At 42.1% G+C, this 15,680-nt stretch carries 12 protein-coding genes and 1 other annotated feature; of the genes, 9 read left to right on the top strand and 3 right to left on the bottom strand.

Features of this window, described 5'->3' with window-relative positions:
- Positions 1-75: 75 nt before the first annotated feature.
- From hemC to EXW93_RS11340, 9 genes are all read left to right on the top strand, one after another.
- Positions 76-1,002: a hydroxymethylbilane synthase gene (hemC, locus tag EXW93_RS11380; RefSeq protein WP_023468972.1), complete on the top strand. Its 927-nt coding sequence runs from the start codon at positions 76-78 to the stop codon at positions 1,000-1,002.
- The gene (locus tag EXW93_RS11375) at positions 992-1,672 is read left to right on the top strand and encodes a uroporphyrinogen-III synthase (RefSeq protein ID WP_174316476.1); all 681 of its coding nucleotides are present in this window, start codon (positions 992-994) and stop codon (positions 1,670-1,672) included. The genes hemC and EXW93_RS11375 overlap by 11 nt, the downstream gene beginning before the upstream one ends.
- On the top strand, positions 1,669-2,658 hold the full coding sequence (gene hemB / locus EXW93_RS11370; protein ID WP_174316475.1) for a porphobilinogen synthase: 990 nt from the start codon (positions 1,669-1,671) through the stop codon (positions 2,656-2,658). The genes EXW93_RS11375 and hemB overlap by 4 nt, the downstream gene beginning before the upstream one ends.
- Positions 2,655-3,965: a glutamate-1-semialdehyde 2,1-aminomutase gene (hemL, locus tag EXW93_RS11365; protein WP_023468969.1), complete on the top strand. Its 1,311-nt coding sequence runs from the start codon at positions 2,655-2,657 to the stop codon at positions 3,963-3,965. Before hemB ends, hemL begins: the two co-directional genes overlap by 4 nt.
- Before the next feature lie 54 nt (positions 3,966-4,019).
- Positions 4,020-4,249 (top strand) — a binding site (T-box leader).
- A 50-nt stretch (positions 4,250-4,299) separates the two neighbouring features.
- Positions 4,300-6,936, top strand: a complete 2,637-nt coding sequence (locus EXW93_RS11360; RefSeq protein ID WP_371811159.1) for a valine--tRNA ligase — start codon at positions 4,300-4,302, stop codon at positions 6,934-6,936.
- Positions 6,937-6,990: 54 nt separating this feature from the next.
- On the top strand, positions 6,991-8,217 hold the full coding sequence (locus tag EXW93_RS11355; RefSeq protein ID WP_058264742.1) for a bifunctional folylpolyglutamate synthase/dihydrofolate synthase: 1,227 nt from the start codon (positions 6,991-6,993) through the stop codon (positions 8,215-8,217).
- 75 nt (positions 8,218-8,292) lie between these two features.
- Positions 8,293-11,202: a DUF5057 domain-containing protein gene (locus EXW93_RS11350; RefSeq protein ID WP_174316474.1), complete on the top strand. Its 2,910-nt coding sequence runs from the start codon at positions 8,293-8,295 to the stop codon at positions 11,200-11,202.
- A 262-nt stretch (positions 11,203-11,464) separates the two neighbouring features.
- Positions 11,465-11,965, top strand: coding sequence for a hypothetical protein (locus EXW93_RS11345; protein ID WP_174316473.1), 501 nt, complete (start codon positions 11,465-11,467; stop codon positions 11,963-11,965).
- Positions 11,966-11,987: 22 nt separating this feature from the next.
- Entirely contained in the window at positions 11,988-12,656 is a 669-nt protein-coding gene (locus EXW93_RS11340; protein ID WP_174316472.1) for an ankyrin repeat domain-containing protein, read from the top strand.
- Between the two features lie 137 nt (positions 12,657-12,793).
- Here EXW93_RS11340 and EXW93_RS11335 read toward each other — a convergent pair whose 3' ends face one another.
- From EXW93_RS11335 to EXW93_RS11325, 3 genes are read right to left on the bottom strand one after another with little or no spacing between them, the layout of a single operon-like run.
- Positions 12,794-14,461 carry a type II secretion system protein gene (locus tag EXW93_RS11335; RefSeq protein WP_174316471.1) on the bottom strand — a complete coding sequence of 556 codons (1,668 nt, stop codon included), beginning with the start codon at positions 14,459-14,461 and terminating at the stop codon, positions 12,794-12,796.
- A gap of 17 nt (positions 14,462-14,478) precedes the next feature.
- Complete coding sequence (locus EXW93_RS11330) at positions 14,479-15,096, bottom strand: PilW family protein (RefSeq protein WP_174316470.1); 618 nt, start codon at positions 15,094-15,096, stop codon at positions 14,479-14,481.
- Complete coding sequence (locus EXW93_RS11325) at positions 15,059-15,571, bottom strand: prepilin-type N-terminal cleavage/methylation domain-containing protein (RefSeq protein ID WP_174316469.1); 513 nt, start codon at positions 15,569-15,571, stop codon at positions 15,059-15,061. The genes EXW93_RS11330 and EXW93_RS11325 overlap by 38 nt, the downstream gene beginning before the upstream one ends.
- Positions 15,572-15,680 lie beyond the last annotated feature (109 nt).

Below are 15,680 nucleotides of genomic sequence, written 5' to 3'. Positions count from 1 at the left end.
CGATTTGTGTTACAATAGAAAATGCATGGGGCGGACTTGTGCCGCCCCTTTATCATTGTACAGGGGGATTTTAGCATGCGAAAAATCATTGTTGGATCGCGAAGCTCGAAGCTAGCGATGACACAGACGAAATGGGTCATTGACCAGTTGAAACAAGCCGGCGCGCCGTATGAGTTCGAAATCAAGAACATCATCACAAAAGGGGACCGCATTTTGGATGTGACGCTCTCGAAAGTCGGCGGTAAAGGATTATTCGTAAAAGAGATCGAGCAACAGATGATTGACGAAGAAATCGATTTTGCCGTTCACAGCATGAAGGATCTACCTTCTGAATTACCGGATGGTCTCATCATCGGTGCCACACCAGCACGTGTCGATGCGCGTGATGCCTTGATCACGAAAACAGGCGAAGGTCTTGCTTCCTTGCCAGAAGGTGCAGTTGTCGGCACGAGTAGCTTACGTCGTGGGTCGCAATTGCTAAAACTCCGCCCTGATTTAAAAATCGAATCGATTCGCGGAAACATCGACACACGACTCGATAAATTAAAGAATGGTCCGTTTGACGGAATTTTGCTCGCAGCAGCTGGTCTACAACGGATGGGTTGGTCTGAAGACGTCGTCTCGGAATATCTCTCGACAGATGACATGATTCCAGCCGTCGGACAAGGAATCCTCGGTATCGAATGTCGCGAACATGATCAAGAAGTACGTGACCTTCTGCACCTGATCCATGATCAGATGACGGAAAAAGTAGCTTACGCAGAGCGCGCGTTCTTAGCGGCGATCGAAGGTAGCTGTCACGTTCCGGTCGGTGGATTCGCAACGATCAACGAAGACATGTCAACGACACTTGTCGGATTCATTGGATCCGTCGATGGTGAGCAAATCCTACTCGAGCGCGAATCAGGTCTTGACCCGATGCAACTCGGTCAAGATGTTGCAGAACGTCTGCTTGCTTCGGGCGGTCGTGAGATTCTCGCGACACTTCCGGATGACTTGTAAGCAGGTACTCTTCACGGGCAGCCGACCACCGACGACCGAGCAGATGGCGCGACTGCGCGCCGTCGCGATCGAGTCAGTGCACTATCCTGTCATTGAAACGCGACCGGTTTCGTTTACATTGCCGAAGGGAATGGATTGGCTCATCGTGACGAGTCCGAATGGTGTCCACCGGATTGCTGATGCGTTGCCTGAATTAACAGCAACACGTATCGCGGTCGTCGGACGAAAGACGGCAGATGCACTTGCGAAGTACGGTCGAACAGCCGACTTCTGTCCGTCGACCTTTACAGGAGACGCACTCGTCGCAGAACTCGGACCATACTTGTCTGACAGCGATCATATCGTCTTCGCGCGTGGGAACCGATCGCGGCAAGCGCCGGTCGATCAGTTACGAAACCTGAATCGGTATACGATCGAAGATATCATCACGTATGAAACCGTCACCCGTCGGCTACCTGAAGCACTTATCAGAACTGCCACCTATATTGGACTGCAGAGTCCTTCCGCTGTCGAAGCGATTGCTCCACTGTCCCCGCAGGCGACGTTCATCGTCATTGGGACAATCACGGAGCAAGCAGCAAAAGCAGCCGGACTTCAACCGATCCATGTCGCCCGTGAATTCACGGTAGACGGCATGATTGATCGTATCATTGAGGAGGAATCAGCATGAACACATTAGAATACGCACGTCACCGTCGTTTACGTCATACCGCATCACTCCGGTCACTCGTCCGCGAGAATCAATTGCATAAATCAGATTTGATTTATCCGATTTTCGTCGCTGAAGGCGAAGGCATTAAACGCGAAGTCAGTTCGATGCCTGGCGTCTTCAACTTATCACTCGATCATCTGACGGCTGAGATTGAAGAAGTCGTCGCACTCGGAATCGAATCTGTCATTTTATTCGGTGTCCCGCACGACCACTTGAAAGACGAGCAAGGATCAGGTGCGTTTCACGATCACGGGATCGTTCAAGAAGCGACACGTCTCGTCAAGAAGGTTGCCCCGCAGCTAACGGTCATCGCCGACACATGCTTATGTGAATATACGTCGACAGGTCATTGTGGAATCGTCGCCGACGGTACGGTCGATAATGATGCGTCACTACCGCTTCACGTCAAGACAGCAATCTCCCAAGCCCGAGCAGGTGCCGACGTCATCGCGCCATCATCGATGATGGACGGATTCGTCGCAGCGATTCGTCAAGGATTAGACGAGAACGGCTTCAGCCACATTCCGGTCATGAGCTACGGTGTTAAATATGCGTCTGCTTATTACGGTCCATTCCGTGATGCAGCAAATTCGGCACCGGGAGAAGGCGACCGGAAAGGTTATCAAATGGACCCAGCAAACCGTCGCGAAGCGTTCCGCGAAGCAACAGCGGACGTTGATCAAGGAGCTGACTTCATGATCGTCAAACCTGCGCTTGCGTTCATGGATATCATTCGTGATGTGCGTGAGCGAATCGATTTACCGATCGTCGCGTATAACGTATCGGGTGAGTATGCGATGGTCAAAGCCGCAGCCTTGAACGGCTGGATCGATGAAGAACGAATCGTCCTTGAGACGATGCTTGGCTTTAAACGAGCAGGCGCTGATTTAATCATCACCTATTTCGCAAAAGACATTTGTCGTTACCTGGAGGGGTCGAAATGAGCTTAATTAACCAGAACTCAAAATCAAAAGAAGCATTCGAGCGGGCACTCCCGCTCATGCCGGGTGGTGTCAACAGTCCGGTCCGTGCTTATAAATCGGTCGGGATGACACCGATTTTCGCAGATCATGCGAAAGGATCGAAGCTCTATGATATCGACGGAAAAGAATATATCGATTACGTCTTGTCATGGGGACCAATGATTCTCGGTCATGCCGATCCAATCGTCACGTCAGCAATTCAAGAACAAGCAACGCGTGGCTGGAGCTACGGGACACCAACGGAAATCGAATCAGCGATGGCGGAAGTCGTCATCAGTCGTGTGCCGTCAGTCGAAGTCGTCCGGATGGTCAACTCAGGGACTGAAGCGACGATGGCTGCCCTTCGTCTCGCACGCGGCTACACAGGTCGGACGAAAATCCTCAAGTTCGAAGGCTGTTACCATGGTCACGGTGACTCGCTCTTGATCAAAGCAGGTTCAGGTGTCGCGACACTCGGATTACCAGATTCACCAGGCGTTCCGGCGCAAATCGCGAGCATGACGCTGACAGTTCCGTACAACGACTTGGACGCTGTCCGAATCGCGTTTGAAAAACACGGCGACGATATCGCCGGTGTCATCGTCGAACCGGCTGCTGGGAACATGGGCTTCGTGCCACCAGAACCAGGATTCCTCGAAGGCTTACGGGAAATTACGTCAGAAAACGGCGCTTTACTGATCTTTGACGAAGTCATGACCGGTTTCCGTGTCGGATTCCACTGTGCCCAAGGACATTTCGGTGTCACACCGGATATCACGTGTCTCGGTAAAGTCATCGGCGGCGGAATGCCAGTTGGTGCTTACGGTGGACGTCGTGACATCATGGAGCAGATCGCACCACAAGGTCCAATCTATCAAGCAGGTACGTTATCCGGGAACCCACTCGCGATGGCAGCAGGTCTAGCGACATTGACACAATTGAAACCAGAACACTATGAAGAGTTCGACCGGAAAGCGAGCCGTTTGTCAGAAGGCTACCTGAACGCTGCGGCGAAGTATAACATTCCGTTGACGACGAACCGTGCAGGCGCGATGTTCGGTGTCTTCTTCACGGATGAGCGCGTCACGAACTTCGAAAAAGCGAAAACATCGAATCTTGAGATGTTCCGTTCGTATTATCAAAAGATGGCGGCGCGTGGTGTCTTCTTACCACCGTCACAATTCGAAGGTCTCTTCCTGTCAATCGCCCACACGGACGAAGACATCGAGCGGACGATCGAAGCCGTCGAATTGACGTTCCAAGAACTCCAAGTTGAATTTGGTCGTTAAGCAGTTCTTGACGATTGCTTGAAGTCTCGGCTAAAATAAGTAAAGAAGAAAATGGCAACAGCGATGACGGGAAGAGTAGTCCTGTATTCGTACCGGTGTAGAGAACACATCCTTGGCTGAAAGATGTGACGGGCGAACAGGAGGAAGGTCACCCCACGAGCTGGTATCGTGAGTCTTACGAGCGATATCCGTCCTCCACACGTTACGTGGCTCGAGGGCATCCGATTGTGGATGAACTAAGGTGGTACCGCGGAAAAAAGCAACGGCTTTCTTTCGTCCTTAGCATAGGACGAGAGAAGCCGTTTTTATTATGGACAAAAAGGGAGCGATCAGGATGCAGGAATTATCAATGCCAACGAAGTATGATCCGCAGGCAACGGAAGAAAAATGGTACGACTTTTGGGTGAAAGGTGACTATTTCAAAGCCGATCAGGATCCAGAAAAAGAGCCGTACACGATCGTCATTCCACCACCGAACGTCACAGGTAAATTGCACCTTGGTCACGCGTGGGACACAACGTTACAAGACATGCTGACACGGATGAAGCGGATGCAAGGATTCGACGTTCTTTATCTACCAGGAATGGACCATGCCGGTATCGCGACGCAAGCAAAAGTCGAACAAAAACTGCGGGCAGAAGGACAATCACGTCTTGAAATGGGTCGTGAGAAATTCCTTGAGCAATCATGGGCATGGAAAGAAGAGTACGCGTCAACGATCCGTGCACAATGGGCAAAACTTGGTCTCGGACTCGATTATTCGCGTGAACGCTTCACGCTTGACGAAGGATTGTCAGAAGCGGTTCAAGAAGTCTTCGTGAAACTTTACGAAAAAGGCTTGATCTACCGCGGCGAATACATCGTTAACTGGGACCCAGCGACGAAAACAGCGATCTCGGATATCGAAGTCATCTACAAGGATATCGAAGGTGCGTTCTATCACTTCAGCTATCCACTAACGGACGGTTCAGGTCACGTTGAACTCGCGACGACACGTCCTGAGACGATGCTCGGTGATACAGCGATTGCCGTGAACCCGAAGGATGAGCGTTATGCTCACCTCGTCGGAAAAACGATCACGTTACCAATCGTTGGTCGCGAGATTCCGATTGTTGCCGATGACTATGTCGACATGGAGTTCGGTACAGGTGTCGTTAAGATCACACCAGCGCACGACCCGAACGACTTCGAAGTCGGTAACCGTCACGAGTTACCACGTGTCCTCGTCATGAATGAAGATGGAACGATGAACGAGAACGCAGGGAAATACGAAGGTATGGATCGCTTCGAATGCCGGAAACAAATCGTTGAAGATTTAAAAGCAGAAGGTGTTCTAATCAAAATCGAACCACACTTGCACTCTGTCGGTCACTCGGAGCGTTCAGACGCGATCGTTGAGCCGTATCTTTCACTCCAATGGTTCGTCAAAATGGAACCACTCGCGCAAAAAGCACTCGAGGAACAACAAGGACCAGACAAGGTCAACTTCGTTCCACAACGCTTTGAGAACACGTATGTGCGCTGGATGGAAAACATCCGTGACTGGTGTGTCAGCCGTCAACTCTGGTGGGGACACCGGATTCCGGCTTGGTACCATAAAGAAACAGGCGAAGTCTACGTTGGTAAGGAAGCACCAGCCGATATCGAGAACTGGGAGCAAGACAACGATGTTCTTGATACGTGGTTCTCTTCAGCGCTTTGGCCGTTCTCAACGATGGGATGGCCGAACACGGACGCAGCGGATTATCAAAAATACTTCCCGACATCGACACTCGTTACGGGTTATGACATCATCGCTTTCTGGGTATCACGGATGATCTTCCAATCGTACGAATTCACAGGACAACGTCCATTCCAAGACGTCTTGATCCACGGATTGATTCGTGATTCGGAAGGACGCAAGATGTCGAAATCACTCGGTAACGGAATCGACCCGATGGATGTCATTGAGAAGTACGGTGCCGATTCACTCCGTTGGTTCTTAACGACAGGATCAACGCCAGGGAACGACCTCCGCTTCTACTGGGAAAAAATCGAAGCAACATGGAACTTCTCGAACAAACTGTGGAACGCAAGCCGTTTTGCCTTGATGAACATGGATGGTCTAACGTTTGATCAGATCGATTTGACAGGCGAGAAGTCACTCGCAGATAAATGGATTCTGACACGCTTACAGACGACGATCGACGATGTGACGCGTCTGTCGGACAAATATGAGTTTGGTGAAGCGGGACGTATTCTCTATCACTTCATCTGGGAAGACTTCTGTAACTGGTACATCGAGATGGCGAAATTACCGCTTAACGGGGAAGATGAAGCAGCGAAGCAGACGACGCGTTCGGTTCTTGCCTATACGCTCGACCGGATCATGCGTCTGATGCATCCATTCATGCCGTTCATCACGGAAGAGATCTGGCAACACTTACCGCATGAAGGCGAAACGATCACACGTGCTTCATGGCCAACACGCGAGGCATCACTCGACTTCCCGGAAGCTGTTCCAGCATTCGAAGCAGTTCAGAACGTCATCCGTTCGGTTCGTAACATCCGCGCCGAAGTGAACGCACCGATGTCGAAACAGATCCAACTGTTCATCTCGACGAATGACGCACGTGTTCAAGACGACTTGTCGTCAAATAGCTCGTACTTGCAAAAGTTCACGAACGCGTCTGAACTCCGAATCGAAGAACAGATGCCGGCGCCAGAAAAAGCAATGAGTTCGATCGTAACGGGAGCAGAATTGTTCATCCCACTCGCGGACTTGATCAACATCGAGGAAGAAATCGCGCGCTTGAATAAAGAACTCGTCAAGTATACGAAAGAAGTCGAACGGGTCGAGAAAAAACTCAACAACCCTGGCTTCGTCGGCAAAGCACCGGCACATGTCATTGATGAAGAAAAAGCGAAGGCACTTGATTATACGGAAAAACGTCAAGCTGTCGAAGCACGCATCAACGAACTCTCACACTAATTACAGCAGTGGCTCAAGTTTCCTTGAGCCACTTTTTTTAAAGGAGCGAACAACATGAGGACGCGAGAAGATGTATTAGAATGGTTATCGAGCTTACTAGCATTCGGCGTCAAACCAGGTCTTGAACGGATGCAGGCGATGTTACTGGAATTACAGATTGACCCGGACGCGATTCCGACGATTCATGTCGCTGGCACGAACGGGAAAGGATCGACGGTTGCGTTCTTACGTGAGATGGGAATTGCGGAAGGATTACGCATCGGGACGTTTACGTCGCCGTATATCATTCAGTTCGAGGAACGGATCATGTTGAACGGGGTACCGATCGCAGAAGATGATCTCGTCGCTGCTGCGATCGCCGTTCAAGCTGCCATCCAGCACATCGATCCGGCACTCGGTACGGTCACTGAGTTCGAGGCATTAACAGGACTTGCCTTCTATTATTTTGATCAGATTCGTCCCGATTTCGTCATTTATGAAGTCGGACTCGGTGGATTGTATGATTCGACGAACGTCTTCAAGAAGCCGGTCGCAGCGATCATCACGTCAATCGGGCACGATCATCAAGCGATTCTCGGAGATACGCTCCAAGAGATTGCTTTACAGAAGTTCGGGATCATCAAACAAGGAACACCGGTCATCGCCGGAAAACTGCAGGAAGAGCTGACGGTGCCGTTAATGGCGTATTGCGGGGATCGGAATGCGACGTTGAAATGGAGTCAGGAAGCCATCATTCGTTACCGCTTGAAAGAGACAGGGACATGGGCGACGTATGATGGAATTCCGGAGACGCGCTTAGGGCTCGAAGGTCATCATCAAGTCCATAATGCGGCGAATGCCGTCATCTGTGCGCGGCGACTCGGCTGGTCGAAAGCGGCAATCCGAAAAGGATTACGGGAGGCAAAACATCCGGGACGGTTTGAGATCATCTCGCGCAAACCACGAATCATTCTCGATGGTGCCCATAACCCGGAAGGCATCACGGCGCTGGTTGAACGCTTAAAAGAGGAATCAAAGCCCGTGACGTTACTCTGTTCAATCTTGCGTGACAAAGACCGGACGGCGATGCTAACGCAGTTACGTAGCATTACACCGGATATTTACGAGACGACATTTGATTTCCCGCGAGCGCGGACGATAGGGGAGTTGCAGCAGGAAGGCGCTAACGTAACAACGGTCGAATCATTCTTTGGTCACTTAAGCGTAGATCGAACATATGTCGTGACGGGATCACTTTATTTCATCAGTGAAGTGCGTAAATTTTATAAAAAAAGGAAGTAGGCTTCTTTTAAGGTAAAATGAGAGTTGTAAAAGACTATCATTTTATCCTATTTTTTATTAAAAAGGAGACTATTTATGAAAAATATACGCTTCAAAATTATGTTTGCATTATGTTGCATCTTAATTTTTCCTTTTCTCATAAACGAACCTCATTTTCAGGCAACAGAAAATCTTACTAAGTTACAAGTACTTGAACTCACAGATTCTTGGACTGAAAAAAATATGTACGAGATTCCGAATACAGTTCCCACTAATTTAGGAGTTTTAAATAATGCCGAAGTTACGAGAATGACTATAAAAGAATTTAATGCTTCTCGCTTCAGATTAGATGGTAGATTTGACATTGTTGTAATAGGAAAGTCAGGTGTTACTTCAGATAAATATTCGACAAAAAAATTAAGTGTAGTAACTTCTAATGACACCAGTATTAGAAAAATCGCACATAATACATCGAAAATTGAAAATGATTTAACGATTTTGAAATACAAGAAATTAAATGAATTATTAGACAATGGAACACCTATTATTTTACATTCAGATACTGAATCAAATGCGGGAAATATTAGAAAGCTTTATGATGATAAACGGACAACAAAAGTAAATGATATGACAAAAGCAACTGATTTTATAAATAGTTTTAAAAGTACTAGACCGCGCTTGGTTAGTGTAGATGTATCACAAGGAACCATAAAGCTTAATAAAGTCTCTTTTAGTATGTTCGCTAAAAAAAATGTACCCATCACATTCAAAATCTCGACAGATTTATCAAAAGTACCACCGACTATGAAATCAACTGTTCAATTTAAACTTTATATAGATTTTAACAGTGATGATCGCTTTTCGGAAGATGAGTGGGTTCCAACAAGTATAAATCCAAATAATGAATTAGTTTGGGAACCACTTGGATATAGCTATACAGGTCCACGAAATTGGATGGTCGAGGTAATTGCCGGAGAAAATCAAAAAGATTATTTGTCTGGTAGCTTTTTATATGTTGATAAAGAAGTTCAAGCTGAAATTCTACAGATTACTGGAGGTGATGAAAGTCGTATTACCAACTCCAGTTTTATGAATAACAACCAACTTTTATCAAGACCCGGTTTCTATAAATTTAATGTTAAAGAAATGACAGGATCAAAATTTGACGACTATAGTTCTGATTTAACAAATATAAATTATAAAGATTATAATCCTAATTCAGTTAGTACTTTAAACGAAAGATACGACTTGTTGATTTTAGGATTTAAAGACGTCTATAAAAGCAATAGCATAAAAAAAGAAAATAGCTTTAAAGCAATCCAAGATTATGTTAAGACGGGTCAAGGGCTGCTTATGACACATGATACGTTATATCGTTCTCCGGGTCAGGAAACATCAGAAACAACATGGGAAAAATACTTTTCAGGATATGCAGCTCAACCCTCTGTAGGATTTACAAATCTAGGACAAGGTGCTCCTAATAAATCGTCAAAAGCTGCATTAGTTAATAAAGGAATTTTAACTGGTTATCCGTATCAAATTGATTTAAATAGCGATGGTTCAGATAAAAAAATAATTAGTGTCGAACAAACTCATGATCAGTATTTTCAGTTAGATCTAGAAGATGAGAATGTGACTCCATATTATAATATGTACGGTTATTCGATAGATGGTCAAAAAATTGAAAATACACCTGAGAAAATTGGGCGTACTCTCGGTGATGCGCGCAACCATTTTTATATTTACAGTAAGGGGAATGTTACGTACTCAGGATCAGGTCATACAAATCTTGAGAATTCAAATGCATCGATTGATGAGAAACAACTATTCTCAAACACGATGTATCGAGCTTTCATTGCATCAAACCATAAACCAGAGATTAGATGGAATTTGAAAGACGGAGATACATTCTTAAATTCCACTGACTTTTCTACTTCTTGGCAAGCAATCGATTACGATTTAGCAGACAAAAAACTGCGAACTGTTATGACAATCTATAATGGAGACAACGAAAAATCTGCAATACTCGCTACACATGATATCGTGATAGACAATGATGGGAAGTTTGTTGTATCCCCTGCACTATCAAATATTTTTAAGGACAAGCGTGGAGCATTCTTGGTAAAAATCGAGGCGACCGATCGTGTTGGTCAACCAGAAGAGCGGAAAGCAAAAGTCACTGAAAAAAGACTCATTCAGGTTATAGATGATCCCAATCCGATCAAGGTTAAACGGTCAATTCGAAATTACAAGACGTTTTTAACTGGAGAAAAAGTATTGATTGATTATAAAATTGAGTTTCCAGTTGTTAAAAATAATGTGATTTCTAGAGTTACGTTAAATTCTTTCTTAGAAAAATTACCGAAAGGCTTAAAAATTTCGTCAATTACAAGTAATAATAACGATGTCAAAATTTCACAAACAAATGATTACGAATATAAAATTGAATTTACCCCTGTTTCATATAGACAATCTCTGAATTCTTATACGCCAAGTGTTGCAGAAATTGCTTGGAAAATTGAAGTGGAATCTACAGAAGAAGGGGAGTTTTATTTAGAACGACCAGAAGTTTCTGGCGCATGGTCGGGCAGTGTCTTAAGCAATACTTTACCTATCAAGATTCTTTTTGATGAACTACCGAATATAATATATAAGAAGCCAAAAATTTCGATAGGGCCATACAATTCGATTTACGAAAATTCATCAATCGATTTATCAAAAAAAGTAAATATTATGCCTATCGATCGAATTGATGAATTCAAAAACTTAGCCTTTGAAATTTTAGATGCAGGCGCATCAAATGCTGTAATTAAAGATGGTAAATATTTAATATCAGATACTCCTGGGGTCGTACAGGTACGAGCTGTCAGCGAAGTCTTTGGGCAAAAATATATTCGGAACCAACAAATCTTATTGTTTTACCAATTCCAACATTTGAAAGAAAAGAAGTCGTTTTTGTGGGACAAACTAAATCTTTTATTATTGATTCAGCTGGTAGCAAGATAATTCGTCAAAGTGATCCTCAACCGGAAGTTACGTTCCAAAACGGCTCCTTTACGATTACACCTCTGACCAAAAAGACAACAAATATAGACTTTATTTTAGAAAATGATAAAAAGAATTACAACGTTTACGTTATGTCATTGATAGTCAGTTTGCATTTTTAGGAGTAGGTTCTCCTGTCACAATTGAGAAGGGTGAAAGGTACGTAAGGGATGTTAAATTCTTTTCTGATGAAACTTTAAAATCAGAGATTCAATTAACTTCTATGCCTAAATTAGTATTTAAGTCTTTAAGTGATGCACTTACAGTAGAAGATAAACCTCAGCTCACTTTTACTGGAAATATGGGAACACCTAATAACGATGCGAAAATCCAAGTATCGTATGCTGATTCCCCTAATGATTTGGCGACGTTACCAGTTTATGTAATGGAGTTTCCGAGTACGATTCAAGGAAAAGATATGGTCTTAAAAATCGATGAAATAAAAGCTCCTATTATTACTTGGAACTCACAGACAGTTACAGAAACGAACTATCGATTAGATATTGTATCAGGTAAATCATTTGTTAAAGTAGAGGCAGTTACAAATGGAGTAGGAATAGATAAGTATAAAATAACCGGTCTTTCAAAAGGATTAGCAAAAATTAAACTGACTTCACTAAGCAAAACAGGAAGTGTTTTATTGAAAGAAAACAAAGAGATATCTAATACATTTTTTGTTTTGGTGGAAGAAGGATTTAGTGTAGATACGGGTGATCGTTATTAAAAAATATCTAATGGGTACAATCTTGTTGGCGCTATTAATTGTAGGGGGATTAATTATTTATCAACAAATGAAACCATTTTCCTACGATGATTTAGCTGAAGCAATTCAACAAAAGGATTCTGAAAGAATTAAGGATATTTCTCAAAATATAAACGTAAATACAATACAACGTGAAAAATTAATTTATGATTTGAATAAATTAAGAGAAAATCAGGCAGTTTGCCGACTGTTAAATTCAAAGCTTACTGACAAGGAATACTTTTGGAAATCTACTCTTGTAGAGGCTTCTTTACCAGTACTAGAATGCTGGGAAAAAGACTGGAATTTATATCGAATTGATTCAAAAGGGAACGGTCCTTTGCATTTTTTGACGAGTCCGAACGTTGAACGAGAACGATGGAAATATATTTTGAATCATAGTAATAAGAAAGTTATTAATCAATGTAATAATATCGGGGAAACTCCACTCGTACAAGCTGCTCGCAATGGCAATGAGGTTGCAGTTAAAGAACTTCTGAATCAAGGAGCAAACGTAAATGGTTGTCAGATTAAGCCTATACAGGCTGCTGTAGAACAGGGAAATCGAAATATGTATGAACTATTAAAACAACATGGAGCTTCTATTCCGATTTCTGAAATCAGAAAAATTTCAAGACAAACAGGATTATCTACCTTTAATGATTTGTATTAATTTTTTGAAAGAGAAGATATTAAAAGTTGTTGGGACATAACTCAGTTTCAAAAACGCAAGGCCCTCGAAACATATAGTCGTTTCGAGGGCCTTGCTCTATTAATTTAACTAGTTATGTCCAGCCTTTTAGTGCATAGTTAAGGAATTTGTATTTTAGGAGATTCGACAAAAAGTTGCACATATTTATTTTTTGGCATGATTCCTGCACTTTTTAGAACGCTTGCATCATAATCTAGTTGTAGACGATCTGCATTATCTGATTTGAAAGTAGCGGGATCATCTTGTTCACCTTTCACCATTTCAACAATCAAATCATTACGATTAGTAAAATCATTTTTAGAAAAAGTACCTCGGTAAGCATTTAATTCTAGTTCACCCTTGGTAAATATGCCTCCCTTAAGTGATAAGGTAGATCCCACTCCAAAGATTTTCGTGATATCTGGCGAATCACTGTAAATAAATGCTTCTAAATCAAACAATGGATTAGCCGTTGAATTTTGTATAGGTTTAAATGAATTGATTCGGTTTATAAGTACAGGTCCTTTACTCAATAGCACAAGAGAATTTGTGCTATTTTGAGGTTTTTGAATGACTGCATCCTGTAAAGTACTTTTTCCAAGTGAAAAAATAATGGATGAAAATTCTACATGCCCTTGAATCAATAAATCTCCATTAACTATAAGTGGTCGTGAGACGATAAGTGGATTCTCGGAGGTACCAGTTGAATAAATATTTAAATCACCGTCAATAATTAAAGGAGCATTACTAGAAAGAGATGTTGAAATATTAGAAGCAATCGTAACAGGTTCTCCATTTTTTGATTTAACAAGTTTTTCTTTTGATAAGTCGTCTAAAAAGCCTTTCGGTATGTATGGGATGAAATTATTTTGACTTAGCGCAGTTGATAATTGAGATTGTACATTTTCTAATGTACCATCATGAAAGTTATAAGGTGATGGTAAAGATAAAAAATCATTTAAAGAAAAAAGATAGTCAAAATCTATAAATTGATCGTTTATTGCAAGTAGCTGTGTTTTTCCAGAAGCACGAAACACTTTTGAATGATTTGATGTATCTTGACATTCTAAAAAGTCACTGCAATGTAATAATGATTTTTCATTAGTTGAAACCTTTATTTTACCGTTGACATAAGGATGAGCTGAAATATTACGATACATTTTACGAGTTTCAGATAATGAGTCGTCGACTTCTTTATATTTAAAATCAGGAGTAGCCGTTACTTTTAAAGGTTGTTTGGAGTAAATATTTCCCGTGATATACGGAGAACCTTGTAGGGTAACCTTAGATGAAGATCCAAGAACATAGTATAAAAAATTTGGAATAGCAGATAAATAAACACGCTGGCTATATGTTTTACGAATCCTAGGCTGGTCTCCTTTTTTAATAGTAGAAACAATATATAAATCTAATGTCTTTAATACATTATTATCTTGCTGTTTGTTCCATAATAAAAGTACTTCATTGGTTGGAGCCTTCTCTTGATTAAACTGATCGATTATTTTGATTTTATTTCCTAAAAGTGGTTGGAATTCAGTAGGCTTAGAAATTAACTGAAATAGGGCGTTAGAATCAAATTTCTTTGTGACGGCATCTAATTGAAGTAAAGCTTCCTTTAGCTTATTTTTAGCATCTTGATTGACAGTAATATCGGTTTCACGAATTTCTGTTAATCGAGAAGATTGAAGACTAATACCAATTGTTGCAAGCGCAAGTACTGATAACACAGATAATGTAACGAGTACAAATAATAATGTATATCCTTTTTCAGAATGAGATATTCTCATAGTATTCTCCTCCAAAACTAAAAACCGATTGTACTAGTTAAAGTTTGTTGTTCATCATCATCACTAGATTGTATATATAATTCAATTGTCAGAATTCCATGAACTATATATCTTCCGGGGTTCTCCCCCTCTGTAACTTCTATATACTCTGGATTTGAAATCGTAAATGTTTTTTTCATCTTAATTTGATCATTAATAGACTCGAAATGTTTTTCATAAACTAAAATTGAATTATCGAATGAGGTTGTATCGAAAGTAAATTGTATAGTCTCAGTATTTGATTCAACGCCGCGTTTATTAGTTGTTCGAAAAGGGATAAAAGATGTTGAACGTTCGAGTAATCCTGTATTAGAGTTCAAGCTAGGAAGAGACTTTTCATAGAAAGAAATTTTATTCTCTTCATCGACACGAATGGCATCAAAACCTGTGATATCACTTAGAATTTGACCAATCGAAGCATCCGCTTCGCTTCTGATTTCGCTAATAATACCTGTTGCATTGAAACTTTTCGTTCCTGAGATAAATACCGTCAAAATGACAGCACTGAATATAGAAGCAACAACTATGGAGACAAGTAATTCAACAAGTGAAAACCCATCACTTTGTCGATGGAAAACTTTGATTGAGCGCGGCATTCGTAATCGATCCTTTCAATGATGTAATGGGTTCTGATTGACCATCTACATATACATATACATAAAGATCAATTAAATCTGGAGAAGGTTTGGCATCAATTTCATGCGAAACGACACTATATTTTACATGAAATAGAAGATTATTAATTTGTGCATCATTAAAGATCGAATTACAAATAACCGAAACACCACATGACGGTGTAATCAATGGGGGTGTTTCTTGCAAACTTGTTAGTTGCGCATTTTTAGATAGTTCTTCAAATACAAAAGGACCAGTTTGAGCTTCCAGTGCTTCTTTTTCAATGTAAGAAACTGCATTTTTTGCTAAGTAATTTGCAAAAGTTAGTGTAGTACTGCTTCTAGATGCCGAAAGTGACTGTGAAAAGATACTAATTAAAGAAATTGAAATGATAGACAGAATAGTTATGCTAACTAGTACTTCAATTAACGAGAAACCCTGTTGATTTTCTTCCATGAACTCACCTCATATATGAACTAATAATAAAATTTAAAGTATATATTCTCTCATATGAAGAAAGTATTTGTCAGGCAGGGCTTATCTTTCATCATATTATTCATTATAA

Source organism: Exiguobacterium sp. JMULE1 (assembly GCF_013337175.1).
Taxonomy (GTDB): domain Bacteria; phylum Bacillota; class Bacilli; order Exiguobacteriales; family Exiguobacteriaceae; genus Exiguobacterium_A; species Exiguobacterium_A indicum.
This window is presented reverse-complemented; position numbering and strand designations above follow the sequence as displayed.